21 protein-coding genes are annotated in these 24,644 nt (G+C 70.8%); 11 read left to right on the plus strand and 10 right to left on the minus strand.

The annotated features are described in order from the left end of the window. Position 1: 1 nt before the first annotated feature. The 10 genes from fabI (at position 2) to ACSFA2_RS08615 (ending at position 14,164) form a co-directional block, all read left to right on the plus strand. Entirely contained in the window at positions 2-766 is a 765-nt protein-coding gene (gene fabI / locus ACSFA2_RS08570) for an enoyl-ACP reductase FabI (protein ID WP_435454879.1), read from the plus strand. Positions 767-776: 10 nt separating this feature from the next. Beyond that, on the plus strand, positions 777-2,201 hold the full coding sequence (locus ACSFA2_RS08575; protein ID WP_435454880.1) for an efflux transporter outer membrane subunit: 1,425 nt from the start codon (positions 777-779) through the stop codon (positions 2,199-2,201). Positions 2,202-2,219: 18 nt separating this feature from the next. Further along, positions 2,220-3,299 (plus strand): HlyD family secretion protein, encoded by a 1,080-nt coding sequence (locus ACSFA2_RS08580; protein ID WP_435454881.1) that lies wholly within the window; start codon positions 2,220-2,222, stop codon positions 3,297-3,299. Next, on the plus strand, positions 3,296-6,067 hold the full coding sequence (rbbA, locus tag ACSFA2_RS08585) for a ribosome-associated ATPase/putative transporter RbbA (protein WP_435454882.1): 2,772 nt from the start codon (positions 3,296-3,298) through the stop codon (positions 6,065-6,067). The genes ACSFA2_RS08580 and rbbA overlap by 4 nt, the downstream gene beginning before the upstream one ends. Further along, complete coding sequence (locus ACSFA2_RS08590; RefSeq protein ID WP_435454883.1) at positions 6,064-7,191, plus strand: ABC transporter permease; 1,128 nt, start codon at positions 6,064-6,066, stop codon at positions 7,189-7,191. Before rbbA ends, ACSFA2_RS08590 begins: the two co-directional genes overlap by 4 nt. A 40-nt stretch (positions 7,192-7,231) precedes the next feature. Beyond that, the gene (locus ACSFA2_RS08595; RefSeq protein ID WP_435454884.1) at positions 7,232-8,641 is read left to right on the plus strand and encodes a bifunctional enoyl-CoA hydratase/phosphate acetyltransferase; all 1,410 of its coding nucleotides are present in this window, start codon (positions 7,232-7,234) and stop codon (positions 8,639-8,641) included. A 26-nt stretch (positions 8,642-8,667) separates the two neighbouring features. Then, on the plus strand, positions 8,668-10,881 hold the full coding sequence (locus tag ACSFA2_RS08600) for a copper-transporting P-type ATPase (RefSeq protein ID WP_435454885.1): 2,214 nt from the start codon (positions 8,668-8,670) through the stop codon (positions 10,879-10,881). Next, positions 10,868-12,130: an acetate/propionate family kinase gene (locus ACSFA2_RS08605; RefSeq protein WP_435454886.1), complete on the plus strand. Its 1,263-nt coding sequence runs from the start codon at positions 10,868-10,870 to the stop codon at positions 12,128-12,130. Before ACSFA2_RS08600 ends, ACSFA2_RS08605 begins: the two co-directional genes overlap by 14 nt. A gap of 210 nt (positions 12,131-12,340) precedes the next feature. Further along, complete coding sequence (locus tag ACSFA2_RS08610; RefSeq protein WP_435454887.1) at positions 12,341-12,793, plus strand: universal stress protein; 453 nt, start codon at positions 12,341-12,343, stop codon at positions 12,791-12,793. A 48-nt stretch (positions 12,794-12,841) separates the two neighbouring features. Continuing rightward, complete coding sequence (locus tag ACSFA2_RS08615; protein ID WP_435454888.1) at positions 12,842-14,164, plus strand: NAD(P)/FAD-dependent oxidoreductase; 1,323 nt, start codon at positions 12,842-12,844, stop codon at positions 14,162-14,164. 3 nt (positions 14,165-14,167) lie between these two features. On the opposite strand, the gene ACSFA2_RS08620 is transcribed toward ACSFA2_RS08615, so the two are convergent. The 6 genes from ACSFA2_RS08620 to ACSFA2_RS08645 all read right to left on the minus strand — a co-directional run bounded on the left by ACSFA2_RS08620 (position 14,168) and on the right by ACSFA2_RS08645 (position 20,472). After that, positions 14,168-14,485 (minus strand): copper-binding protein, encoded by a 318-nt coding sequence (locus tag ACSFA2_RS08620; protein ID WP_435454889.1) that lies wholly within the window; start codon positions 14,483-14,485, stop codon positions 14,168-14,170. 26 nt (positions 14,486-14,511) lie between these two features. Further along, positions 14,512-15,006 carry a cupredoxin domain-containing protein gene (locus tag ACSFA2_RS08625; RefSeq protein WP_435454890.1) on the minus strand — a complete coding sequence of 165 codons (495 nt, stop codon included), beginning with the start codon at positions 15,004-15,006 and terminating at the stop codon, positions 14,512-14,514. 31 nt (positions 15,007-15,037) lie between these two features. Continuing rightward, complete coding sequence (locus tag ACSFA2_RS08630; RefSeq protein WP_435454891.1) at positions 15,038-16,420, minus strand: multicopper oxidase family protein; 1,383 nt, start codon at positions 16,418-16,420, stop codon at positions 15,038-15,040. After that, complete coding sequence (locus tag ACSFA2_RS08635) at positions 16,420-17,904, minus strand: TolC family protein (RefSeq protein ID WP_435454892.1); 1,485 nt, start codon at positions 17,902-17,904, stop codon at positions 16,420-16,422. The genes ACSFA2_RS08630 and ACSFA2_RS08635 overlap by 1 nt, the downstream gene beginning before the upstream one ends. Positions 17,905-17,982: 78 nt before the next feature. After that, the gene (locus ACSFA2_RS08640) at positions 17,983-18,402 is read right to left on the minus strand and encodes a hypothetical protein (protein WP_435454893.1); all 420 of its coding nucleotides are present in this window, start codon (positions 18,400-18,402) and stop codon (positions 17,983-17,985) included. A 9-nt stretch (positions 18,403-18,411) separates the two neighbouring features. Beyond that, complete coding sequence (locus ACSFA2_RS08645; protein ID WP_435454894.1) at positions 18,412-20,472, minus strand: heavy metal translocating P-type ATPase; 2,061 nt, start codon at positions 20,470-20,472, stop codon at positions 18,412-18,414. 73 nt (positions 20,473-20,545) lie between these two features. Between ACSFA2_RS08645 and ACSFA2_RS08650 the strand changes: the two genes are divergently transcribed. Beyond that, on the plus strand, positions 20,546-21,019 hold the full coding sequence (locus tag ACSFA2_RS08650) for a Cd(II)/Pb(II)-responsive transcriptional regulator (protein ID WP_435454895.1): 474 nt from the start codon (positions 20,546-20,548) through the stop codon (positions 21,017-21,019). 6 nt (positions 21,020-21,025) lie between these two features. Here ACSFA2_RS08650 and ACSFA2_RS08655 read toward each other — a convergent pair whose 3' ends face one another. From ACSFA2_RS08655 to ACSFA2_RS08670, 4 genes are all read right to left on the minus strand, one after another. Next, positions 21,026-22,000, minus strand: a complete 975-nt coding sequence (locus ACSFA2_RS08655) for a glycerophosphodiester phosphodiesterase (RefSeq protein ID WP_435454896.1) — start codon at positions 21,998-22,000, stop codon at positions 21,026-21,028. After that, the gene (locus tag ACSFA2_RS08660) at positions 21,997-22,578 is read right to left on the minus strand and encodes a DUF1439 domain-containing protein (RefSeq protein ID WP_435454897.1); all 582 of its coding nucleotides are present in this window, start codon (positions 22,576-22,578) and stop codon (positions 21,997-21,999) included. Before ACSFA2_RS08660 ends, ACSFA2_RS08655 begins: the two co-directional genes overlap by 4 nt. 65 nt (positions 22,579-22,643) lie before the next feature. Further along, on the minus strand, positions 22,644-23,621 hold the full coding sequence (locus ACSFA2_RS08665) for a M14 family metallopeptidase (RefSeq protein WP_435454898.1): 978 nt from the start codon (positions 23,619-23,621) through the stop codon (positions 22,644-22,646). Then, entirely contained in the window at positions 23,618-24,598 is a 981-nt protein-coding gene (locus ACSFA2_RS08670; RefSeq protein WP_435454899.1) for a Bug family tripartite tricarboxylate transporter substrate binding protein, read from the minus strand. Before ACSFA2_RS08670 ends, ACSFA2_RS08665 begins: the two co-directional genes overlap by 4 nt. Positions 24,599-24,644: the final 46 nt, after the last annotated feature.

The raw sequence follows: 24,644 nt of genomic DNA on the forward strand, positions 1-24,644 counted from the left end.
CATGAACACCACCTTGCAGGGCAAGAAGGGGCTGGTCGTCGGCATCGCCAACGCGCAGAGCATTGCCTGGGGTTGTGCTCGCGCGTTCCGCGATGCCGGCGCCGAGCTGGCCGTGACCTGGTTCAATGACAAGGCGCGCCCGCACGTGGAGCCGCTGGCGCAGCAGCTGCAGGCGCCCATCGCGCTGCCGCTCGACGTCGAGCAGCCCGGCCAGATGGAAGCCGTGTTCGCCGCCATCGAACAGCAGTGGGGGCGGCTCGACTTCCTGCTGCACTCCATCGCCTTCGCCCCCAAGAGCGACCTGCACGGCCGCATGACCGACAGTTCGCGCGAAGGCTTCGGCCGGGCCATGGACATCTCCTGCCATTCCTTCGCACGCATGGCCCGGCTGGCCGAGCCGCTGATGAAGGACGGCGGCAGCCTGATGACCATGAGCTACGTCGGCGCCGAAGAGGTGATCCCCGACTACGGCCTGATGGGCCCGGTGAAGGCGGCACTGGAGGCCAGCACACGCTACATGGCGGCCGAGCTGGGCCCCAGCGGCATCCGCGTCAACGCCGTTTCCCCCGGCCCGCTGGCCACGCGCGCGGCGTCGGGCATCCCGAATTTCGACGCGCTGCTCGACGAAGCGGTTCGGCGTGCACCGCTGCGCCGGCGGGTCAACATCGCCGAGGTCGGCGCGCTGTGCGTCTTCCTGGCGAGCGACGCGGGCAAAGCCATGACCGGTGGCACGCTGTATGTGGATGCCGGCTTCCACATCCTGTGAGTCCGACCGCATGCTGAAGCCTTCCGTTCTCGCCACTGTCCTGCTGCTCGTCGGCTGCGCGTCCATGGCGCCCGATTTCCAGGCACCGGCGCCGCCCGTGCCCGCCGCGTATCCCGCCGACGCCCCGACCGGCCCCGCGGCCGCACCAGGTCAGCGCGCTGCCGCGCTGGACTGGCGCGCGCACTTCGCCGACCCGCGGCTGCAGCAGCTGATCGCAGAGGCGCTGCAGAACAACCGCGACCTGCGCCTGGCCGCGTTGCGCGTGCAGGAGGCGCGCGCAACCTACGGCATCCAGCGCGCCGAGCGCTTTCCCCTCGTCGGTGTCAGTGGTGACGCCAGCCGCGCCCGCGTGCCCGCGTCGCTCAGTACCACCGGCCGCGCCGTGGCCGGCAGCCAGTACCAGGTGGCGCTGGGCGTCAATGCCTGGGAGATCGACTTCTGGGGCCGCGTGCAGAGCCTGCAGGATGCCGCCCTGCAAAGCTACCTGGCCAGCGACGCGGCGCGGCGTGCGCTCACGCTGTCGCTGGTGGCGCAGGTGGCCGACGGCTACCTCCTGCTGCGCGAACTGGACGAGCGCCTGGTGCTGGCTCGCCGCAGCATCGCCTCGCGCGCGGAATCGCTGCGCATCTTCACGCGCCGCGTCGAGGTCGGTTCCACCTCGCGGCTCGACCTGGCCCAGGTGCAGACCCTGTCGACCCAGGCCCGCGCGCTGGGTGCCCAGCTGGAACAGCAGCGCGCCGTGCAGGCCCATGCGCTGGCGCAGCTGGTCGGTGGCCCGGTGGACCTCGCACCGGCGACCACGCCGCTGGACGACGGCGCCGTGCTCCAGCCGCTGGACGCCGGCCTGCCGTCCGCGCTGCTGGCCGATCGGCCCGACATCCTGGCGGCCGAACACCGGCTGCGCGCCGCCAACGCCAACATCGGTGCCGCGCGTGCCGCCTTCTTCCCGCGCGTCTCGCTGACGGCCAACGCCGGCGTGGCCAGTGCCCAGCTCGACGGTCTGTTCGAGGGCGCCAGCCGGGCCTGGACCTTCGCGCCCAGCGTCTCGCTGCCGATCTTCGACGGCGGCGCCCGCAGGAACTCGCTGGAGCTGACCGAAGTGCGGCGCGACCTGGCCGTGGCCGACTACGAGAAGACCGTGCAGCTCGCGTTCCGCGACGTGGCCGATGCCCTGTCGGCACGCCAGTGGCTGGCCGAGCAGGTGCGCATCGGCTCGGAAGGCCTGGCGGCCGAGGCCGAGCGCGCGCGACTGGCCACGCTGCGCTACGACCATGGCGCGGCCGCGTTTCTCGAAGTGCTGGATGCGCAGCGCGACCTGCTCGCGGCCGAGCAGTCGCTGGTGACGACGCGCCGCGCGCTGCTCTCGGCCCGCATCGCCCTGTATGCCGCGCTGGGCGGCGGTGCCCAGCATGTCGACGCCGCCACTGTCCCCTGAATCCCACCGAACACGTCCATGAATCCGAATCCCGCCCTCAAGAAGAAACTGATCACTGCGGCCGTCGTGCTGGTCCTGGCCGCAGCGGGCTGGTCTGTCTGGCAGAAGACGAAGCACAGCGGCCCCGGCGAGGGCTTCGTCAGTGGCAACGGCCGCATCGAGGCCACCGAGATCGACGTCGCGGCCAAGCTCGGTGGCCGGCTGCAGGCGCTGCTGGTGGAGGAAGGCGCCTTCGTCAAGGCCGGCCAGAAGCTGGCCGAGATGCAGGTCGACGTGCTGAACGCGCAGCGCGACGAAGCACGCGCCCAGCACGCGCAGACATTGACCGCCGTGGCCAGCGCCCGCGCCCAGGTCAGCGCGCGCGAGAGTGATCGCGCCGCCGCGCTGGCCGTGGTGGCACAGCGCGAGAGCGAGCTCGACGCCGCCCGGCGCCGGCTGGTGCGCTCACAGACGCTGTCGGCCGAAGGCGCGTCGTCCATGCAGGAGCTCGACGACGACCGTGCCCGCGTGCGCAGCGCCGAGTCCGCGGTCACGGCCGCACGGGCCCAGGCCGCCGCCGGCCAGGCGGCCATCGACGCGGCGCGCGCCCAGGTCGCCGGGGCGCAGTCGACTGTCGGCGCGGCTGAGGCCACCGTCGCCCGCGTCCAGGCCGACATCACCGACAGCGCGTTGACGGCGCCGCGCGACGGCCGGGTGCAATACCGCGTGGTCCAACCCGGCGAGGTGTTGGCGGCCGGTGGCAAGGTGCTGAACCTGGTCGACCTGTCGGACGTCTACATGACCTTCTTCCTGCCCGAGACCGTGGCCGGCCGCGTGGCGCTGGGCAGCGACGTGCGCATCGTGCTCGACGCCGCGCCCGGCTTCGTGATACCGGCCAAGGTGAGCTTCGTCGCCAGCACCGCGCAGTTCACGCCCAAGACGGTGGAAACCGCGAGCGAGCGGCAGAAGCTGATGTTCCGTGTGAAGGCGCGGATCGACCCCCAACTGCTCAAGAGCAACCTGGCGCAGGTCAAGACCGGCCTGCCCGGTGTGGCCTGGATCAAGCTCGACGACAAGACCCAGTGGCCGGCCGAGCTGGTGGTGAAAGTGACGCGGTGAACGATGCGCCGGGCAAGGCGCTGGTCGCCCGCGTCGAGGAGCTGAGCCAGCACTACGGAAAGACCTGCGCGCTTGATGCCGTCACGCTGGACATCCCCGCCGGCTGCATGGTCGGGCTGATCGGACCCGACGGCGTGGGCAAATCCAGCCTGCTGGCGCTGCTGTCCGGCGCACGCGCCGTGCAGCAGGGCCGGGTGGAGGTGCTGGGCGGCGACATGGCACGCAAGGCGCACCGCGACCGCGTGTGCCCGCGCATTGCCTACATGCCACAGGGCCTGGGCAAGAACCTCTACCCCACGCTGTCGGTGGAAGAGAACCTGCAGTTCTTCGCACGCCTGTTCGGCCATGCCGCGGGCGAGCGCCGCCGCCGCATCGATGACCTCACGCGCAGCACCGGCCTGCAGCCCTTCCTGGCGCGGCCGGCCGGCAAGCTCTCGGGCGGCATGAAGCAGAAGCTCGGCCTGTGCTGCGCGCTGATCCACGACCCCGACCTGCTGATCCTCGACGAGCCCACCACCGGTGTCGACCCGCTGGCGCGCGCGCAGTTCTGGGCGTTGATCGCGCGCATCCGCGCGGAGCGGCCGCAGATGAGCGTCGTCGTCGCCACGGCGTACATGGACGAGGCGCAGGGTTTCGACTGGCTGATCGTGATGGACGAAGGCCGGGTGCTCGCCACCGGCACGCCGGCCGCACTGCTCGAACGCACCGGCAGCGGGTCGCTCGAAAGCGCGTTCATCCAGTTGTTGCCCGAGGACAAGAAGCGGGGCTACGCGCCGGTCGACATCCCGCCGCTGCCGCAGGACGGGCAGGACGACATCGCGATCGAGGCCAAGGACCTCACCATGCGCTTTGGCGACTTCACCGCCGTGGACCATGTGAACTTCCGCATCCGGCGGGGCGAGATCTTCGGCTTCCTCGGCTCCAACGGCTGCGGCAAGTCGACCACCATGAAGATGCTGACCGGCCTGCTGCCCGCCACCGAGGGCCGGGCCTGGCTGTTCGGCCAGGAGGTCGACCCGAAGGACATCGACACGCGCCGCCGCGTCGGCTACATGTCGCAGGCCTTCTCGCTGTACGGCGAACTCACGGTGCGGCAGAACCTGGTGCTGCATGCACGCCTCTTCCATGTGCCGGAGGCCGAACTGTCCGAGCGCGTGGACGACATGGTCCAGCGCTTTGACCTGGCCGAGGTGCTGGACAACCTGCCCGACAGCCTGCCGCTGGGCATGCGCCAGCGGCTGTCCCTGGCGGTGGCCATGGTGCACCGGCCCGAACTGCTGATCCTCGACGAGCCGACATCGGGTGTCGACCCGGTGGCACGCGACAACTTCTGGCGGCTGCTGATCACGCTGTCGCGGCGCGACCAGGTCACGATCTTCATCTCCACGCACTTCATGAACGAAGCCGCGCGCTGCGACCGCATGTCGATGATGCATGCGGGCCGGGTGCTCGACAGCGACACGCCCGCCAGGCTCGTGGCCAAGCGCGGCGCTCGGAACCTGGAAGAGGCGTTCATCGGCTACCTGGTCGAGGCCGATGGCGGCACCGACACGGCCGCAACGGACGAAACGGCGGGCGCCGGGCAAGTCGAAGCCATGCGCACCGACGCATCGCCAGCCGCGGCGACGACCCGCGCGCGGCCATCGGCGTTTTCGCTGCAGCGCCTGCTGAGCTACATGTGGCGCGAAGCCCTGGAGTTGCAGCGCGACCCGGTGCGCGCCACGCTCGCGCTGGGCGGCTCGCTCATCCTGTTGTTCGTGATCGGCTTCGGCATCAGCATGGACGTGGAGAACCTGCGCTACGCGGTGCTCGATCGCGACCAGAGCACCCTCAGCCAGAACTACACGCTGAACCTGTCGGGATCGCGCTATTTCATCGAACAGCCACCGATCGTCGACGACGCCGACATGGACCGCCGCATGCGAAGCGGCGAACTTTCGCTGGCCATCGAGATCCCGCCGGGCTTCGGGCGCGATGCGCTGCGCGGGCGCAACGTCGAGGTCGGCGCGTGGATCGACGGCGCCATGCCGACGCGCGCGGAAACGGTGCTCGGCTACGTGCAGGGCCTGCACCAGCACTGGCTCGCGGAGCAGGCACGCGCGCGCGGCATGGCGACCACGGCCTCGGTGGGTGTGCAGACGCGCTTTCGCTACAACCCCGACGTGAAGAGCCTGCCGGCCATCGTGCCGGCGGTGATCCCGCTGCTGCTGATGATGCTGCCGGCCATGCTCACCGCGCTGGCGGTGGTGCGCGAAAAGGAGATGGGCTCCATCATCAATCTGTATGTCACGCCGGTCACGCGCACCGAGTTCCTGCTCGGCAAGCAACTGCCATACGTGGCACTGGCCATGCTGAACTTCCTGTTGATGACCCTGCTGGCCGTCACCGTCTTCGACGTGCCGATGCGCGGAAGTTTCCCCACGCTGGCCCTGGCGGCGCTCATCTTCAGCGTGGTTGCGACCGGCATGGGCCTGCTGGCTTCGGCCGTCACGCGCAGCCAGATCGCGGCGATGTTCTTCGCGATGATCGGCACGCTGATTCCGGCGACGCAGTTTGCCGGGCTGATCCATCCGGTGTCGTCGCTCGAAGGCGCCGGCCGCCTCATCGGCGAGCTCTATCCGGCCAGCTACATGTTCACGATCAGCCGCGGCGTGTTCAGCAAGGCGCTCGGCCTGTCGGATCTGCAGGCGAGCTTCTGGCCGCTGCTGGCCTCGGTGCCGGTGATCCTCGGCGTCGCCATCCTCCTCCTGAAAAAGCAGGAATCATGAAGCGGCACCTCGCCAACATCTACCGCCTGGGCGTCAAGGAGCTGTGGAGCCTGCTGCGCGATCCGGTCATGCTGATCCTGATCGCCTACACCTTCACGATCGCGGTCTACACCTCGGCCGCGGCGATGCCGGAGACGCTGAACAATGCAGCGATCGCCGTGGTCGACGAGGACGCCTCGCCGCTGTCGGCGCGCATCGTGTCGGCCTTCTATCCGCCGCTGTTCATGACGCCGCAGCTGATCACGCAGAAGGAGATGGACGCCGGCATGGACGCCGGCCGCTACACCTTCGTGCTGGTCATCCCGGCCGGGCTGCAGCGCGACGTGCTGGGCGGGCGCACGGCCGAACTGCAGCTCAACGTCGACGCGACGCGCATGAGCCAGGCCTTCACCGGCAGCGGCTACGTGCAGCAGGTCGTGCAGGGCGAGCTGGGGGAATTCGTGCAGCGCTACCGCGGCAGCACCCTGCTGCCGGTGGACCTGGCGCTGCGGGCACGCTTCAATCCGGGGCTGGAACAGGCCTGGTTCGGCGCGCTGATGGAGATCATCAACAACGTGACCATGGTGTCGATCATCCTGGCCGGCGCCGCGATCATCCGCGAACGCGAGCACGGCACCATCGAGCACCTGCTGGTCATGCCGGTGACGCCGGCCGAGATCATGCTGGCGAAGATCTGGTCGATGGGTGCGGTGGTGCTGGTCGCTGTCGCGCTGTCGCTGCAGTTCGTCGTGCGTGGGCTGCTGCACGTGCCGGTCGACGGCTCGGTACCGCTCTTCCTGGCTGGCGCCGCACTGTGCCTGTTCGCCACGACCTCGATGGGCATCTACCTTGCGACGCTGGCACGCAGCATGCCGCAGTTCGGCCTGCTGATGGTCCTCACGATGATGCCGCTGCAGATGCTCTCGGGGGGCATGACGCCGCGCGAGAGCATGCCGGAGGTCGTGCAGACGGTGATGCTGCTGGCGCCGACCACCCACTTCGTCGAACTGGGCCAGGCCATCCTGTACCGCGGCGCCGGGATCGATGTCGTCTGGAAACCCTTCGTCTGGCTGCTGTTCATCGGCGGTGCGCTGTTCGCACTGTCGTTGCAGCGCTTCCGCAAGACCATCGCGCTGATGGCATGAATGAAACCCACCGTCGGCGCCTTGGCGCCCAGGAGTCCGCATGAGCCCCTTGCAAGACCTCGCCATCGTCCGCAATCGAACCTTCGACGAGATCGCCGTCGGTGACAGCGCCAGCATCGAGCGCACGCTGACGGCCGAGGACATCCAGCTGTTCGCGGTGATGTCCGGCGACGTCAATCCCGCGCACCTCGATGCCGAGTACGCGGCGTCCACCCGATTCCACGGCGTGATCGCGCATGGCATGTGGGGCGGGGCGCTGATCTCGGCCGTCCTCGGCACGCGCCTGCCGGGGCCCGGCACGGTCTACCTCGCCCAGACGCTGAAATTCCTGCGTCCGGTGCGGGTCGGCGACACGTTGACCGTCCGTGTGTGCGTGAGCACGCGCGACGAGGCGAGGAAGCGGCTCACGCTGGCCTGCGGCTGCACCAACCAGCAGGGGGAGGCCGTGATCGAAGGGGAAGCCACGGTGCTCGCGCCGACCGAGCGCATCGAACGCGCTGCCACCACCCTGCCCGAGGTGCGTTTGCGCACGGCCGACGGATTGCCGCGGCTGCTGGCGCACGTGCGGCCACTGGCGGCGATTCGTGTCGCCGTGGTCCACCCCTGCGATGCGCTGAGCCTGGGCGGCGCGCTCGACGCCCGGGCCGCCGGCCTGATCGTGCCGGTGCTGGTGGGGCCGCGCGCCCGGCTGCTGGCCGTGGCGGACGAGGCCGGCCTGGACCTCGCGGGCATCGACATCGACGACGTGCCGCACAGCCATGCGGCCGCGGCGCGTGCCGTCGAGATGGCCGGCAAGGGCGAGGTCGAGGCGCTGATGAAAGGCAGCCTGCACACCGACGAATTGATGGGCGCCGTGCTGGCCGCCGGCGCGGGGCTGCGCACCGCGCGGCGGCTGTCGCACTGCTACCTGATGCAGACGCCGGCGTACCCGCGGCCCTTCATCCTCACCGACGCGGCGATCAACATCGCGCCAACGCTTTCGGAGAAGGCCGACATCGTGCGCAACGCCATCGACCTGGCGCATGCCATCGGCGTGGCCGTGCCGCGCGTGGCCATCCTGGCGGCGGTAGAAACGGTCAACCCGGCCATGCCCGCCACGCTCGATGCCGCCGCGCTGTGCAAGATGGCCGACCGAGGTCAGATCGTCGGCGGCGTGCTCGACGGGCCGCTGGCGTTCGACAACGCGGTCTCGATCGCCGCCGCGCGCGTCAAGGGCATCCGCTCCGAGGTGGCCGGCCAGGCCGACGTGCTGGTGGTGCCCGACCTGGAAAGCGGCAACATGCTGGCCAAGCAGCTCGAGTACATGGGCGATGCGGCAACGGCCGGCATCGTGATGGGAGCGAAGGTGCCCATCGTGCTGACCAGCCGCGCCGATTCGCGCGAGACGCGCATCGCCTCGTGCGCCATCGCGCTGATGCTGGCGCATCGCTACCGCAGCGCGCGCCCCTGAATGCGCACCGCCAACCGAGGAGCATCGTGAACCACCCACCCCCCCGCCCGTCGCACCCGGCCGCTGCGCCCACGCCGGGCACGGTCTACGTCTGCCCGATGCACCCGGAGATCCGCCGCGACCGTCCGGGCCACTGCCCCAAGTGCGGCATGGCGCTGGAACCCGAGTTGCCCCGCCTGGAGGACGACAACCCCGAATTGCGCGACTTCTCCCGGCGCTTCTGGTGGACCCTGCCGCTGACGCTCGTCGTCTTCGTGCTCGCGATGGCCGGGCACCGGCTTCGTCTCATGGACATGGTGACGCAGAGCTGGGTCGAACTGGTCCTGTCGCTGCCGGTGGTGCTGTGGGCCGGTGGGCCCTTCTTCGTGCGCGGGTGGCAATCGGTGGTCCACCGCAGTCTGAACATGTGGACGCTGATCAGCCTCGGCACGGGCGCGGCCTTCGTCTACAGCGTGGTGGCCACGGTGGCGCCCGGCTGGTTCCCCGAATCCTTCGTCGCCATGGGCCGCGTGGCCGTCTACTTCGAGGCCGCGGCGGTCATCATCTCGCTGACCCTGCTCGGCCAGCTGCTCGAACTCCAGGCGCGCTCGCAGACCTCGGCGGCCATCAAGTCGCTGCTTGGCCTGGCTCCCAAGACCGCACGCCGCCTGCGCGACGACGGTACCGAGGAAGACGTGCCGCTGGCCCAGGTGCATGTCGGCGACCGGCTGCGCGTGCGCCCGGGCGAGAAGGTGCCGGTGGACGGCGTCGTGGCGCAGGGCACCAGCGCCGTCGACGAATCGATGCTCACCGGCGAACCCCTGCCCGTGAGCAAACGCCCCGGCGACCGGCTCATCGGCGCCACGCTGAATACCGGCGGCGCGTTGGTGATGCGCGCGGAGAAGGTGGGCAGCGCCACCGTGCTGTCACAGATCGTGCAGATGGTGGCGCAGGCCCAGCGCTCGCGTGCGCCGATGCAGCGCATGGCCGACGAGGTCGCCGGCTGGTTCGTGATGGCAGTGGTGACCATCGCCGCGCTGAGCTTCTTCGCGTGGGGCCTGTTCGGGCCGGAGCCGCGCTGGGTGTTCGGGCTGATCAACGCCGTTTCGGTGCTGATCATCGCCTGCCCCTGCGCGCTGGGGCTGGCCACGCCGATGTCCATCATGGTGGCCACCGGGCGCGGCGCCACGCAGGGCATCCTGTTCCGCGACGCGGCGGCCATCGAGAACCTGCGCAAGGTGGACACGCTGATCGTCGACAAGACCGGCACGTTGACCGAGGGCCGCCCGGCCTTCCACCGCGCGGTGCCGGCCGAAGGCTTCGAGGCCGACGAGGTGCTGCGCCTGGCGGCCAGCCTCGACCAGGGCAGCGAACATCCGCTGGCGGCGGCCATCGTGCAGGCCGCCCGCGAGCGCGGCCTGGCGCTGGACACGCCCGAAGGCTTCGACTCCGGCTCCGGCATCGGCGTGCAGGGCAGCGTCGGGGGGCGCCGGCTGGTGTTGGGCAACACGGTGCTCATGGCCCAGGGCCAGGTGGTGGTCGATGCGCTGCTGCCGCAGGCGGAGGCGCTGCGCGCCGAGGGCGCGAGCGTGATGTTCCTTGCCGTCGATGGACGGCTGGCCGGGCTGCTGGCGGTGTCCGACCCGGTCAAGGCCAGTACGCCCGAGGCCCTGGCCACGCTGCGTGCGGCGGGCCTGCGCATCGTGATGGCCACCGGCGACGGCCTCACCACCGCGCGCTCGGTCGCCGCGCGCCTGGGCATCGACGAGGTCCACGGCGAAGTGCAGCCGGCCGACAAGCTCGCGCTGGTCGAGCGCCTGCAGCGCGAAGGCCGTGTCGTCGCGATGGCCGGCGACGGCATCAACGATGCGCCGGCCCTGGCCCGTGCCGACGTCGGCATCGCGATGGGCACCGGCACCGACGTGGCGATGAACAGCGCGCAGCTCACGCTGGTCAAGGGCGACCTGCGCGGCATTGCAGCCGCCCGCGCGCTGTCGCAGGCCACCGTCGCCAACATGCGCCAGAACCTGGCGTTCGCGCTGGTCTACAACGGCCTGGGCGTGCCGCTGGCCGCCGGGCTGCTGTATCCGTGGACCGGCTGGCTGCTCTCGCCGATGGTGGCGGCGCTGGCCATGAGCCTCAGTTCGACGTCGGTGGTCGGCAATGCGTTGCGCCTGCGCGGCCGGCACGGCGCCGCCAGTCATGCGGCGCCGCCAGCCGGCGCACCGGCTTCTTCCGAGCATGGCCATGGCAGTCACTGACACACGGCACCCCGCCGATGCCCCGACGCCGACGGGCCGCCTGGTCCTGGTGCTCAACTGCGGCTCGTCGAGCATCAAGTTCGCGCTGTTCGATGCCGGCCTGTCGCCGCTGCCGCGCGTGCCGGCCTGGAACGGCAAGGTGCAGGACGTTGGTGGTCCGGCACCGACCTATGGTGAGACCGGCATCGCACCGGTGCCGGTCGCCCTCGACGCACAGCAGCCCTATCACGCGGCACTGGCGCACATCCGCGAGCGCGTGACCGCTCGGCTGGCCGGCCGCCCGCTGGCGGCGGTGGCGCACCGCGTGGTGCATGGCGGCAGCCAATACGCGGCGCCGGTGCGCATCGATGCCGCGGTGCTGGCCGACCTGCGGGCCTTCGTTCCCCTGGCGCCCCTGCACCAGCCGTTTGCGCTGGAGGCGATGGCCGCGCTGCTGGGGTCGGAGCCGGCACTGCCGCAGGTCGCCTGCTTCGACACGGCGTTCCACCACACCTTGCCCGCCGTCGAGCAGATGCTGCCGCTGCCGTACGCCGCGTGGGAACGGGGGCTGCGCCGCTACGGCTTCCATGGCCTGTCGTACGAATACCTGTCGGTGGCCTTGCCCGAGCGGCATGGCGAGCGCGCGCGTGGCCGAACGATCGTCGCGCATCTGGGCAGCGGCGCGAGCCTGTGCGCCATGCAGGGCCTGCGCAGCGTTGCCACGACGATGGGCTTCTCCGCCCTCGACGGGGTGATGATGGGCACGCGCACCGGGGCGCTGGACCCGGGCGTCGTGCTCTACCTGATGGAGGTCGAGCAACGCACCGTGGCGCAGGTCGGGCATCTGCTGTACCACGAGTCGGGCCTGCTGGGCGTGTCGGGCGTCTCGTCGGAGCCGCGTGTGCTGCTGGCCGCCGAAGGCCGCGACGACGAGGTCGGCGAGCGCGTGCGTGCCGCGCTGGCGCTGTACGTCCGCCGCATCGTGCGCGAGATCGGCGCGCTGGTGGCGGTGCTCGGCGGGCTGGACCTGCTGGTCTTCACGGCGGGTGTGGGCGAGCACAGCGTGGCGATCCGCGAGCGCATCTGCGCGGCCCTCGGCTACCTCGGTCTGGTGCTGGACGATGCGGCCAACGCGCGCCACGCGCCCTGGATCTCTGCCGCCGACAGCCGCGTGGGCGTGGCGGTGGAGCCGACCAACGAGGAGTGGATCGCCGCGCGCGATGCCGCGGCGCTGCTGTTCTGCGCCCGCGCCAACGGATCGTTCGACTGACGCCGTCGACACACCGTGCGGCCCTGGCGCCGCCGAGGTGGAAGTAGAACTGGTCGGCCAGGACGCAAGCCTCGTTGCCGTCTCCCAGGTTCGGGAGGCCGAGCGGGTGGACTTGATCGCCATCAAGGGCGCGTCGAGGCGCGGCACCTAGAGTGGTGGCGAACCCCCCCTTCATCCATCGCCGCATCCCGGCCTATCGAGTTCTCCGCCATGTACCGAAAGATCCTGGTCCCCATCGATGGCAGCACGACCTCGCAGCGCGCGCTGACCGAGGCCGCGCAGCTGGCGCAGCTCTGCGGCGCGTCGCTCGTGGTGCTCCACATCGTCGACGACGCTGCACATGTCAATGGCTTCGAGCGCCCGGCGGTCTACCTCCAGGAGATCCGCCCGCACTTCCTCGCGGCCGGCCAGGCGCTGCTCGACGCCGCGAAGGCCGGGTTGATCGCGACGTCAGTCGCGGTCGAGACCGTGCTGGTCGAGTGCTGCGGCGACCGGGTCTCCGAGCGCATCGTGGCGCATGCCGTGAAGTCCGGCGCTGACCTGATCGTGCTCGGCACGCACGGCCGGCGCGGGGTCGACCGCCTGCTCATCGGCAGCGACGCCGAACAGGTCGTGCGTCTGGCACCGGTGCCCGTGCTGCTGGTGCGTGCCCTGCGCGACTGAGGTTCAGCGCACCGGTTCGATCGTCGATCGCCACGTACGATCGGCGTGATGCAGGTACGTGAACATTCAGAGCGCCATCGATCCCCGGAAGCCGGGCGCCATGTCGCCGTCATCGGCGCCGGTGCGGTCGGCAGTGCAACCGCCATCGAAGCCCTGCGCGCGGGACTGCGCGTCACCGTGATCGAGCCCGGCGAGCCCGGCGCCGAGCACGCCACCAGCTACGGCAATGCCGGCTGGCTGTCCTCCCATTCGGTCGTGCCGCCGGCCTTGCCGGGCGCCTGGCGCAAGGTGCCGGGCTGGCTGGCCGACCCGCTCGGTCCGCTGGCGGTGCGCTGGCGCCACCTGCCGCGTGCTGCGCCCTGGCTGCTGCGCTATCTGCTGTCGGGGGGGACCGAGGCACGGGTGCAGCGCACCGCCGATGCCTTGCGCACCTTGCTCGTCGATGCGCCGCAGCTGCACCAGCACCTCGCGCGCGAAGCCGGCGTGCCGCAGCTGATCGAACACCGCGGGCTGCTGCACGTCTATCGCTCGCAGGCCGAGTTCATGGGCGATGCGCTGGGGTGGCGCGTGCGCGAGCGCACGGGGGTGCGCTGGGTGCAGTGGGATGCGGCGCAACTGCGCGCGCACGAGCCCGACCTCGACGAGCGCTACACGCTGGGCATCTTCGTGGCGGAGGCCGGGCACTGCCGGGATCCGGGCGCCTACGTGGCGGCACTCGCGCGCCATACCGGGCGGCTGGGCGCACAGCACGTGGTGGCGCGCGCCACGGGCTTCCGCATCGAGGGCGGCCGGCTGCGGGGCGTGCGGACCGACCAGGGCGAGATCGCCTGCGACGCGGCGGCCATCTGCGCCGGCGCGCACTCGGCCGGGCTCGCGCGTGCGGCGGGCTCGCCGGTGCCGCTGGAGTCGGAGCGCGGCTACCACGTGATGGTCGGCGCGCCCGGGGTCGGTCCGCGCACGCCGATGATGGCGGCCGATGGCAAGTTGATCGCGCACTGGATGGACGGCGGCCTGCGCGCCGCGGGCCAGGTGGAGATCGGCGGGCTCGATGCGGCGCCCGACTGGCGCCGTGCCGACATCCTGTATCGCCACCTGCGCTCGATGTTCCCTGCCTTGCCGCGCGACGTACAGGTCGCCGGCGTGCGCCACTGGTTGGGCCATCGGCCGAGCATGCCCGACGGCCTGCCCTGCATCGGGCCGGCGGCTGCGACGCCCGACGTGGTGCTGGCCTTCGGCCACGGCCATGTCGGGCTGGGCGGTTCGGCCCGCACCGGCCGGCTGGCGGCGCAGCTGCTCGCCGGCCAGACGCCGGAGACGCCGCTGGCGCCCTTCGACCCGCAGCGCTTCGGCCGCAGGGGCGCCGCGGCTTGAGGCTCAGTTCGCCGGCTCGATCGTCATCACCGTGAGCGCGCCGTCGACCTTGTCGGCGGTGAACCGCACCTTGTCGCCCGCCTGAACCTGCGTGAGCAGGGCGGGCTCCTTCACGCGGAACACCATCGTCATCGGGCTCATGTCGATGTTGGGAATCTCGCCATGGCGCAGCGTGATCTTCTGCTGCTCGGTGTCGACCTTGCGCACCTCGCCGTCGACCAGGGGCAACGGCGCCTGGGCGAAGGCGGCGAGGGGCAGGGTGGCCAGGCCGAAGGCGAGCGGGGCGAAGGGCGTATGGCGCAGAAGTGTGCGTCTTTTCATGAGGGACTCCCTATCGATCGGCGGGTTCATCGGGCGGGCAGCACACGCACGCGCCCGGCCATGCCGAGTTCGTAGTGGTCGCCGACCAGGCAGGCGAAGTCGAAGTCGCCGGGACGGTTGAAGCGCCACACCAGCTCGCCCGTGCGGCCGGCTTTCACATGCGCCATCCACGGGTCGTCGTGCTCCATGGTCGGGTGCTTCTTCATTTGCTCGGCGTGCGCGTCGATGGTCGCGCGGGTGCCGAGCACCAGTTCGTGCAGTTCCTTGCCGCGGTTGCGCAGGCGCAGGCGAACGGTGTCGCCTTCGCGCAGTTCGATCACCGATGGGGTAAAGCGCATGTCGTCGGTCATGGCGATGTCGATGGTGCGGCGCACGGCCCGGGCTTCGCCGGCGATGCCCCAGGCCTGCTGTTCGGGCGGCAGCGCGGCCTGCGCGGCACGGGGCGTGTGCGCTTCATGCGCCAGGACAAAGGCCGGCGCTGCGAGCAGGGCACTGGCGACGAGGGTTCGGAAGAGCTTCATGTGGAATCTTTCGAGAAGAAGTGAGGAGGGTTCAATGCGCGTGGCCGCCATGGCCGGAGGGCTTGCGCACGCTGGCGTCAGGAGCTCCCACGGAGGGCGGCACAGCCGGCGACGTTGCGGGCGGCGCGCTGTCCCCGGGCACCGCGCGCGCCACCGTGCCGGCCGGGTGCCTGAACCAGCCGGGGTCGCGGTAGTCGCCGGGCCGCTGGTCGCGTCGCACCTTCAGCAGCGTGAACATGCCGCCCATCTCGGCGGGGCCGAAGGGGCCCTGGCCGGCCATCATCGGCAAGGTGTTGTCGGGCAGCGGCATCTCCATCGCGCCCATGTCGGCCATGCCCTTGTCGCCCATCACCATGTAGTCGGGCACCAGCTTCTGGATCTTCTCGGCGATGCCGCGGTGGTCGACGCCGATCATGGTCGGCACGTCGTGGCCCATCGGCCCCATCGTGTGATGGCTCTTGTGGCAGTGCAGCGCCCAGTCGCCTTCCTCGTCGGCGATGAACTCGACCTGGCGCATCTGGCCGACCGCCACGTCGGTCGTCACCTCGGGCCAGCGTGCCGTCTTCGGCACCGGGCCGCCGTCGGTGCCGGTCACCTCGAACTCGTGGCCGTGCAGGTGGATCGGGTGGTTCGTCATCGTGAGGTTGCCCACGCGGATGCGCACCCGGTCGCCGCGGCGCACGTTGAGCGAGTCGATGCCGGGGAACACGCGGCTGTTGAAGGCCCAGGTGTTGAAGTCGGTCATGGTGTTGACCTTGGGCGTCGCACTGCCGGGTTCGACGTCGAAGCTGCCAAGCAGGAAGCAGAAGTCGCGCTGCACCTCGGCGATCAGCGGATGCCGCGCCTTCGGGTGCGTCACCCAGAAGCCCATCATGCCCATCGCCATCTGCGTCATCTCGTCCGCATGCGGGTGGTACATGAAGGTGCCGGGCCGGCGCGCGACGAACTCGTAGACGAAGGTCTTGCCCGGCGGGATCTGCGGCTGCGTGATGCCGCCGACGCCGTCCATGCCGTTGGGCAGGCGCTGGCCGTGCCAGTGCACGGTCGTGTGCTCGGGCAGCTTGTTGGTCACGAAGATGCGCACGCGGTCGCCCTCGACCACCTCGATGGTCGGGCCGGGCGACTGGCCGTTGTAGCCCCACATGTTGACCTTGAAGCCCGGCGCCATCTCACGCACGACCGGTTCGGCGACCAGGTGGAATTCCTTGACGTTGCCGTTCATGCGCCAGGGCAGCGTCCAGCCGTTGAGCGTGACGACCGGGTTGTAGGGGCGGCCATCAGGCGGCAGCAGCGGCGCGGCGGTGGCGGTCGACGACTGCGTGTGCGCGTCGGGCAGCGCGGCGAGCGCGACGCGGCTGACGCTGGCGGCAGCGACCGCCGTGGCCGCGCCGGTGAAGAAGTGGCGGCGGTCCATCAGTGGGCTCCTGCAGAGGTGGCGGCGGCGCTGTCGCCGGCGCTTTGCAAGGCGCTCAGGCCTGCGGGCGAACTGCCGGTGAGCGCGAGTTGCAGGTCGGTGTCGGCCAGCCAGAAGTCGCGCTGCGCGTCCATGGCCGCGTTCACCGCAAGCATGCTGGCGCGCGTCTCGGCGAGCAGTTCCCACACGCTCGCGAGCATGCCGTTGTAGCGCAGCAGCATCTCGTCGTTGACCGTCCGGCGAAGCGGCAGCACCTCGGTCTGGTAACGGTGCGCCACGGCCCACGCGCTGCGCCAGCCGCCGTAGGCTTCGCGCGCCTCGCTCGCGGCCTGCAGGCCGGTGGCGCGCACGCGGGCGGCCGACTGGCCGTAGAGCGCCTCGGCGCGGGCGTTGCGCGCCAGTCCCCAGTCGAAGAGCGGGATCGGCAGCGCCAGCTCGACACCGCGCTGCGTGCTTCGACCGCCGTCGGCGTCGTTCTCGAAGGTGGTGTTGCGCACCGCCCCGATCTCCAGCGCATCGACGAAGCGCGTGGCCTTCGTGAGGCCGAGCGAATCGGCGGTGGCCGAGGCCTGCGCCTGCACGGCACGCACGTCAAGCCGGTCGCGCAGCGCGCTCGCCTGCACGTCCGTCAGCGTGGGCATCGACGCCGGTAGCGGCGGCAGACGGTCGGGCAGGCGGTACGTCGATTGCGCGTCGGTCAGGCCCATCAGGCGGGTGAGCTGTTCGCGGCTGGCGAGCGCGGCTTGTTCGGCGCGTGCCAGTTGCGCGGACGCGTCGGCCAGCAACAGCTGTTCGCGCGTGCGCTGCAGCGCGCTCCAGTTGCCGACCTGCGCCATGCGCTGCGCCAGGTCGGCACCGGCTTCGGCCGCGGCCTTGGCGTCGCGCAGGTAGATCACCGCCTGCTGCGTCGCCACCGCGCGCACCCAGGCGCGGCGGGTGTCGGCGGCCAGTTGCAGCACGCTCTGCGCTGCCTGCAGCTTGGCGACCTCGTGGCGCTGGCCGGCCCAGCGGGCCTGCCAGGGCAGGGTGAGCAGGCCCAGCACGTTGAAGCTCAGCGCGCGGTCCAGCTCCAGTTCGCGCCCTTCTCGCAGACGGCCGAAGGCGAACACCGGGTTGGGCAGCGACGCGGCCAGCGCGCGGTCGGCGTCGCTCAGCTGCAGCGTCGCGAAGGCCTCCTGCATGCGCGGGCCGTTGGCCAGTGCGATGCGCACGGCGGCCTGCGCGTCGATCGGCTGCAGCAGCAGCGCGTCGACGGTCTGCCGGCTGGCGTCGTCGGGTGCGCGGCGTGGCGTGGCGTCGCCGACGATGGGGTTGCGCGCGACGAGCGCCTGCACGTCGCGCTCGCCACCGTCGGGCGAGACGCTCGCGCAAGCGGCCAGAACGAGCGCAAGCGCGGCGGCCGCCGCACGATGCGTGAAAGGAAGACGAAGGCCGCCGTCAGAACGGCGCGGCCGGCCCCGGAAGGGGCGATGAACAAGGGTCACGGTGGATCTCCACGAGCGAGGAAACGGCCGCATGCCACCTCCAACGGGCGAACTGCGGACGGACTACTGGCAGGGAGATCAGGAAATGGGCGGCTTGAAGCCTGGGACCGCTTCGGCGCTGGCGAAGCGCATGACGCCGGCGACCGGCGCATGGGCCGGCGCTGCGGCCGGCATGGGCACCTCGGGCCAGGCCGTCACCGCGACGGAATGGCAGAACTGGCAGGTGTCGCAGGTGGTGTGCGCGCCATGGCCGCTGTCGGGTGCGTCGTGCGTGGCATCGAGGTCCATTGCGGCATGGGCTGCATGCATGTCGTGAGCGTCGGCCGAGGGCGTGGTGTGCAGTGTGTGCGCTGTGAGTGTCGTCACGGCGCCGTCCGCCATGGCATGCATCGCGTGGCCGACCGTGGCCTGCTGCACCGGCGCGAGCATCATGGCGTCACCCAGCCAGCCGCGCAGGGGCAGCAGGACGATGGCAAGAACGAGCACCAGCAGACGCATGGGGCGATTCTAGAGCCGGGCGCGCAGCAGCCTCAAGCCGTTCGCCACCACCAGCAGGCTGGCCCCCATGTCCGCGAACACCGCCATCCACATGGTCGCGCTGCCGGCCACGGCGAGTGCGAAGAACACCACCTTGATGCCCAGCGCGAGCGAGATGTTCTGCCACAGCACCGTGTGCGTGCGGCGCGACAGGCGGATGGTCTCGGCGATGCGGCCGAGGTCGTCGTTCATGATCACCACGTCAGCCGCTTCCATCGCGATGTCGGTGCCGGCGGCGCCCATCGCGAAGCCGATGTCGGCCTGCGCCAGCGCGGGTGCATCGTTGATGCCGTCGCCGGTCATGCCGGTCATGCCGTAGCGCTGGCGCATGGCCTGCACGGCCTGGAGCTTGTCCTCGGGCAGCAGGTCGCCACGCGCGTCGTCGATGCCGGCGGCATCGGCCACCGCGCGGGCGGTGAGGGCGTTGTCGCCGGTCAGCATCACGGGTGTCACGCCCAGCGCCTTCAAGTCTGCCACGGCCTGGCGCGAACCGGGTTTGACGGTGTCGGCCACCGCGAAGAGGCCGAGCACGGCGTGTTCGTCGGCCAGCAGCGTCACCGTGCGGCCTTGCCGTTCGTGTTCCGCCAAGGCCTGCACCAGCGCATCGCTGCGCAGGCCGCGCTCGTCGATCAGCCGCAGGTTGCCGAGCACCAGCGTGCGTCCGCCGATGCGGCCTTCGGTGCCGCGCCCGGCCAGGGCACGCACGTCCGCCACGTCCTCGCGTGGCAGATCGATGCCCGCCGCGATTGCCTTCGAGACGGGGTGGTCGGAGCGCGCAGCGAGGCTGCCCGCGGCGCTGCGTGCCTGCGCCTCGTCCGCATCGCCCCAGGCCTGAAAGGCGACCAGCGCGGGCTTGCCTTCGGTCAGCGTGCCGGTCTTGTCGAGCGCCACCGCGCGCAGCTTGCGCGCGCCCTCGAGGTGCGTGCCGCCCTTGATCAGGATGCCGCGCCGCGCCGCGGCGGTGAGGCCGCTCACCACCGTCACCGGCGTCGAGATCACCAGCGCGCAGGGGCAGGCGATGACCAGCAGCACCAGCGCCTTGTAGATCGCGTCCAACCAGGCCCAGTCGAGCAGCAGCGGCGGCAGCACGGCCACTGCGAGGGCCAGGGCGAACACGGTCGGCGTGTAGACCGCGGCGAAGCGCTCGACGAAGCGCTGGGTGGGCGCGCGCGAGGCCTGGGCTTGCTCGACCGATTCGATGATGCGATCGAGCGTGGTGTGCCCGGCCGCCGCGGTCACGCGCATCTCGAGCTCGCCGGTCTGGTTGACCGTGGCGGCAAAGATCGCATCGCCGACGGCCTTGTCCACCGGGATGCTTTCGCCGGTGACGCTCGCCTGGTCGACCGCGCTGCTGCCGGCGGTCACCACGCCGTCGAGCGGCACGCGCTCGCCGGGGCGGATGCGCACCACCGCATCGACCGCGACGCTGCGTGCCGCCACGCGCTGCCAGGCACCGTCGGCGCCACGCACCTCGGCTTCGTCCGGCGCCAGCGCCATCAGGCCGCCGATGGCGTTGCGCGCGCGGTCGGCCGCCTTGTGTTCGATGAATTCGGCCACGGCGTAGAGTGCCATGACCATCGCCGCCTCCGGCCACTGGCCGATGAGGAAGGCGCCGGTGACCGCTACCGCCATCAGCGCGTCGATGCCCAGCTTGCCGCGCAGCAGCGACTTGAGGCCGCTGCGGTAGATGCCGGTGCCGGCCAGCGCGATGGCCAGCGCCGCGAGCACCATGCCGCCGATGCGGCCCACGGTGGTCTCGGGCAGCAGCAGGTGGCCCAGCTCGGCCAGCACCGCGACGACCAGCGCAGCGATGATGCGTGGCAACGCGGGCAGCGGGCCATGGTCGTGCCCGTCGCCGCCGGCCTCGTCATGTGCGTGGTCGTGGTCGTGTCCCGCCTCGCCATGCGCGGGTGCGGCCGGCGCGCTGGCGGGGCGCAAGCGCACCGGGGCGCCGCAGCAGCTTTCGCAGTCGGCCGCGTCTCTGACCGGTCGCTGTGGCGGGGTCGTGGCGGCGGTGTGTTCCTGGGACATTCGGGGCGTGCGCTTTCTCATTTCTGAAGATGTGCCACGATTGGAAACGTTGAAGTCACTTGAAGGTCAAGCCATGTCTGTTGCAATGCCGCGCGCCGCGGAGGGTTTCCGCATCGGCGAGGCTGCGCACGCCAGCGGCGTGAGCGCTGCCAATATCCGCTACTACGAGAAGCAGGGCCTGATGGCGCCGCAGGGCCGCGGCGACAACAGCTACCGGCTCTACAGCGACGCCGACGTGCACACGCTGCGCTTCATCCGCCTGTGCCGGGCGATGGACATGTCGCTCGACGAGGTGCGCACCCTGCTCGGGCTCGACCTGCGCAGCAAGACCGATTGCGACGCCGCCTGCGTCGCGCTCGACGCGCACCTGGGCCATGTGCGCGAGCGGCTGCGCGAACTGCGGGCCCTGGAGAAAGACCTGCTTGCGCTGCGCAACAGCTGCGATGGCAGCGATGCGCAATGCCACATCATCGAGTCGCTGCACGCACGGGCCGATGCGCAGCCGCTGCGCGGCGAGCGCGGCACGTCGGCCACGCGGCACGTCTGATCGCCGCTAGTTGACCGGGCTGGCCGGCAGCGGCAGCGGCAGGCCGCGTTCGCGCACTTCCGTGCGCAGCAGGTCGGGGAAGTCGCTGATCAGTCCGTCGACGCCCAGGCCCATCAGATTCGCCATGTCGGTGCGCGTGTTGATGGTCCAGGGAATCACCTGAAAGCTCAGGGCCTGCGCTTCCTTCACCGCCATGGCGGTGACCGTGTTGCCGGCGGGCGACCACACGACGGGGCCCGGCGTGGCGCCGGCCGCGGCCTTCACCAATTGCGGTGTGGAGCCGAAGTCCGCGGCATTCAGCCCCGCCGTCCACCGGCTGTCCTTGAGCGTGCGCGCGGTCGTGAGGTAGGCCCGCGGCATCTGCGGCGCCAGCTGGCCGACGAGTGCGAGTGAACGCCAGTCGAAGCTCTGAATCGTTACGCGCTGCGCCATGCCGGCCTTGTCGATCTCGGCCAGCAGCGCGCGCACCATCGCTTCGGGCGACGCGCTGTCGTCGGGGCGGGTCGGGTCCAGCTTGGTCTCGATGTTGAAGCGCACCGCGTGGGCGCGGCGCTCCTTGACCAGCGCGAACACCGCAGCGAGGGTCGGGATGCGTTCGCCGTCCTTCGGCGCCTGCGCCGCGAACTGCTGCGCGTACTGGCGGCCTGGTTGCAGTCGGCCCACGTCGTAGGTCTGCAGCTGGGCCAGCGTGAGAGATCGGACCAGCGGGCCGGTGGCGGGCAGCCAGGCGCCGGTGGCGTCGCGCGTGTGGTCCGGGTTGAGCGCCATGTCGTGCGACACCACGACCATGTCGTCGGCCGTCAGCGCGATGTCCAGTTCGAGCGTCGTCACGCCGAGCGTGATGGCCTGGTCGAAGGCCTGCAGCGTGTTCTCGGGCCAGAGGCCCCGGCCGCCACGGTGCGCCTGGAGGTCGAAGGCGTGTGCAGCCGTGAGCGCGAGCGCCATCAGCGCCGCGCCGAAGACGGCCCGTGTGCGCTTCATTTGAGCGCCACTTTGATGTCGTCCTGTTGCACGGTGATGTCACCGATCTCGTAGGTCTTCCGGCCGACGGTCAGCTCCTCAGGCTTGAAGGTGCGCAGCGGGTAGTCGCGCAGCAGCTCCTGCGCCACCAGGCCGCCGATCTGCTGCAGCCGTTCGGCATCGCGGCCGTTCAGGCCCTGCAGTTCGATGCGCTCGGCGCGCGGGTCGTGCAGCCGCAGCGTCAGCGTCGGCACGTCGTACTTCAACGCACTGCTCACCGACACGATGCCTTCGACGCTCGACGGCTGGATCAGCGGGCTGCCGATGGTCATCAATGCCGTGATGGCCGCGCGGTTGCCGGCCGCATCGAGCACCAGCCTTGGGTCGCGCAGGGCCACCGAGAACAGCTCGGCATAGCGCTGACGCACCGGGAAGCGCTTGGCGATCTGCGCCTGTAGCTCGTCGCGGCCGATGGTGTATTCGCTGGTGAAGAAGTTGAAGCCGGCCAGGGCGGCAAAGGGGGCGTGCAAAGCGGCAACGCCCAGCAAAGCGCGCAGCGCCTGGCGGCGAGAGGCAAGGGGCTTGGCGTGGAGGTGCATAGCCTTCAGAGCTTGCCACAGTCCAAAGATTCCCCGGCCGTCCGAAGTCGCTGCAGGCGCTGTCGTCAGAGGGCCCGTCGGCGGGCGTAGCGCACGACCGTCACGCCCGCGCGTGCCTGGCGGGTGGAGGGCATCACCAACACGCAGTCGTCGTAAGGCGTGGTGACCGGCTCGCCGTCGTTCCAGCCGATCACGGTGCCCGCCTGTGGGATGACTTCCAGGCCGGTGAAGGGCTGGGCAAAGCGGAACTCCGCGCTGCGCGCGACCACCGGGCCGGTCACGTCCAACGCCCACTGGCGCGGGGCGTCCGGTTGCAGCCAACCGTCCAGCTGCTGCGTGATGGCTGCGTCGTCAAGCGTGCCGGCGGCGCGCAGGAACCGTGCGCACTGGTCCTGCGCCACGGTACGGCTGGCCAGGGCGCCGTGGAAGCCGCATTCGACCAGCAGGGCCAGCGCATCGTTCGTCGGGTCGGCATCGGGCGCACCGAAGCGGCCGAAGTCGCGCATGCGGACGCCGTCCTGGTGGCCGGCGTCGATGACGACGTGTTCCGGACTGCGCAACTGCCGCGCCAGCGCGAGATTGCGCGGCAGCGGGCCGGTGAGCGTCAGCGGCGGGGAAGGCTCGTGCATCGAATGCAGATCGAGCAGCCAGTCGGCCTGTGCGAGATGCAGCTGCAGCGCAGCGGCGCGGCGGCGTTCGCGCGTGCCGCCTTCGACGATCCGATCGGCCGACCACTGGCGGTTGAGGTCTTCGTCGACGAAGCGCGAGGCGTCATGGTCGGCGGGGTCGAAGCGATCGAAGGCCTCGAGGTTGCAGAAGGCCAGCGTCAGGCTGCCGCGTTCCGGCCGCACGCCGGCTTCCAGCAGGCCCTTCAAGGCCCAGGCGCCGCAGACCTCGTTGCCGTGGACCAGCGCAGAGATCATCACGTGGCGGCCGCCCGCGTCCGCGTCGAAGCGCCAGACGCCTTCGGTGCCGGTGTTGCCGGCCCGCCAGGCCGACAGGTCGGGGGCGGGGAGGTCGAATGTCGATAGGGGCACGCTCATTCCTTGATGTTCGCGAACTGGACGATCTTCTGGTACTTGACGGTCTCCGAGACCAGGAAGCGGTCGAGGTCCACCGGCACCGCCGGGACGACCGAACTGCTGGCCTCCATCTTCTTGCGGAAGTCGGGGGATTGCAGGATCTCGGCCAGCGCCTTCTTGAGGCGGGCCTGCACCGGCTCGGGCAACTTGGCCGGCCCCAGCAGGGCGAACCAGACGCCGATGTCCAAGCCCTTCAGGGCAGGGCTCTCGCCGAGCGCGGGCAGGTCCGGCGTGATGGCCGAGCGCTTCGCCTCGGTGGTGCCCAGCGCCACCATCTTGCCGTTGCGGATGTAGGGCAGGGCGCTGGAGAGCACGAACATGCCGAACTCGATGTTGCCGCCCAGCAGGTCGTTGGTGAGCGGGGCCACACCGCGGTACGGCACATGCGTCATGAACACGCCGCCTTGCTGCTTGACCATTTCGCCTGCCAGGTGCAGCGAGGTGCCCACGCCGGAACTGCCATAGCTGAACTTGCCGGGGTTCTTCTTCAGCAGCGCCAGCAGCTCGTTGGCATTCTTCACGCCGGCCGCTGGCGAGGCGACCAGGACCAGCGGTTGCGACGCGACCAGGCCGATGGGCGTGAAGTCCTTCAGCTCATAGCGCACGCTGGGGTTGACCAGCCGGCTGATCGCCACCTCGTTGTTGGCGCCGACCAGCAGCGTGTAGCCGTCGGGCGCGGCATTGGCCACCTTCTGGGCGCCGATGGCGCCGCCGGCACCGCCCACGTTCTCGATGACCACCGGCACACCCAGGCGCTGCGACAGCTCCAGGCCCAGCGCGCGCCCGGTCAGGTCGGTGGAGCCGCCTGGCGGGTAGCCGATCACCAGGGTGATGGGCTTGCTCGGATACACGTCGGCCAGGGCAGCGCCGGTGGTCGACCAGGCCAGGCCACACAGGGCCAGGGTGAGGCAGGAAGAGAGGGTACGGGAAAGACGCATCAGGGTGACCTCGTTGGGTGGGACTGCGCGAATTCTGCGAATCCCG

This window comes from Variovorax cryoconiti (assembly GCF_051216395.1).
Lineage (GTDB): Bacteria > Pseudomonadota > Gammaproteobacteria > Burkholderiales > Burkholderiaceae_C > Variovorax.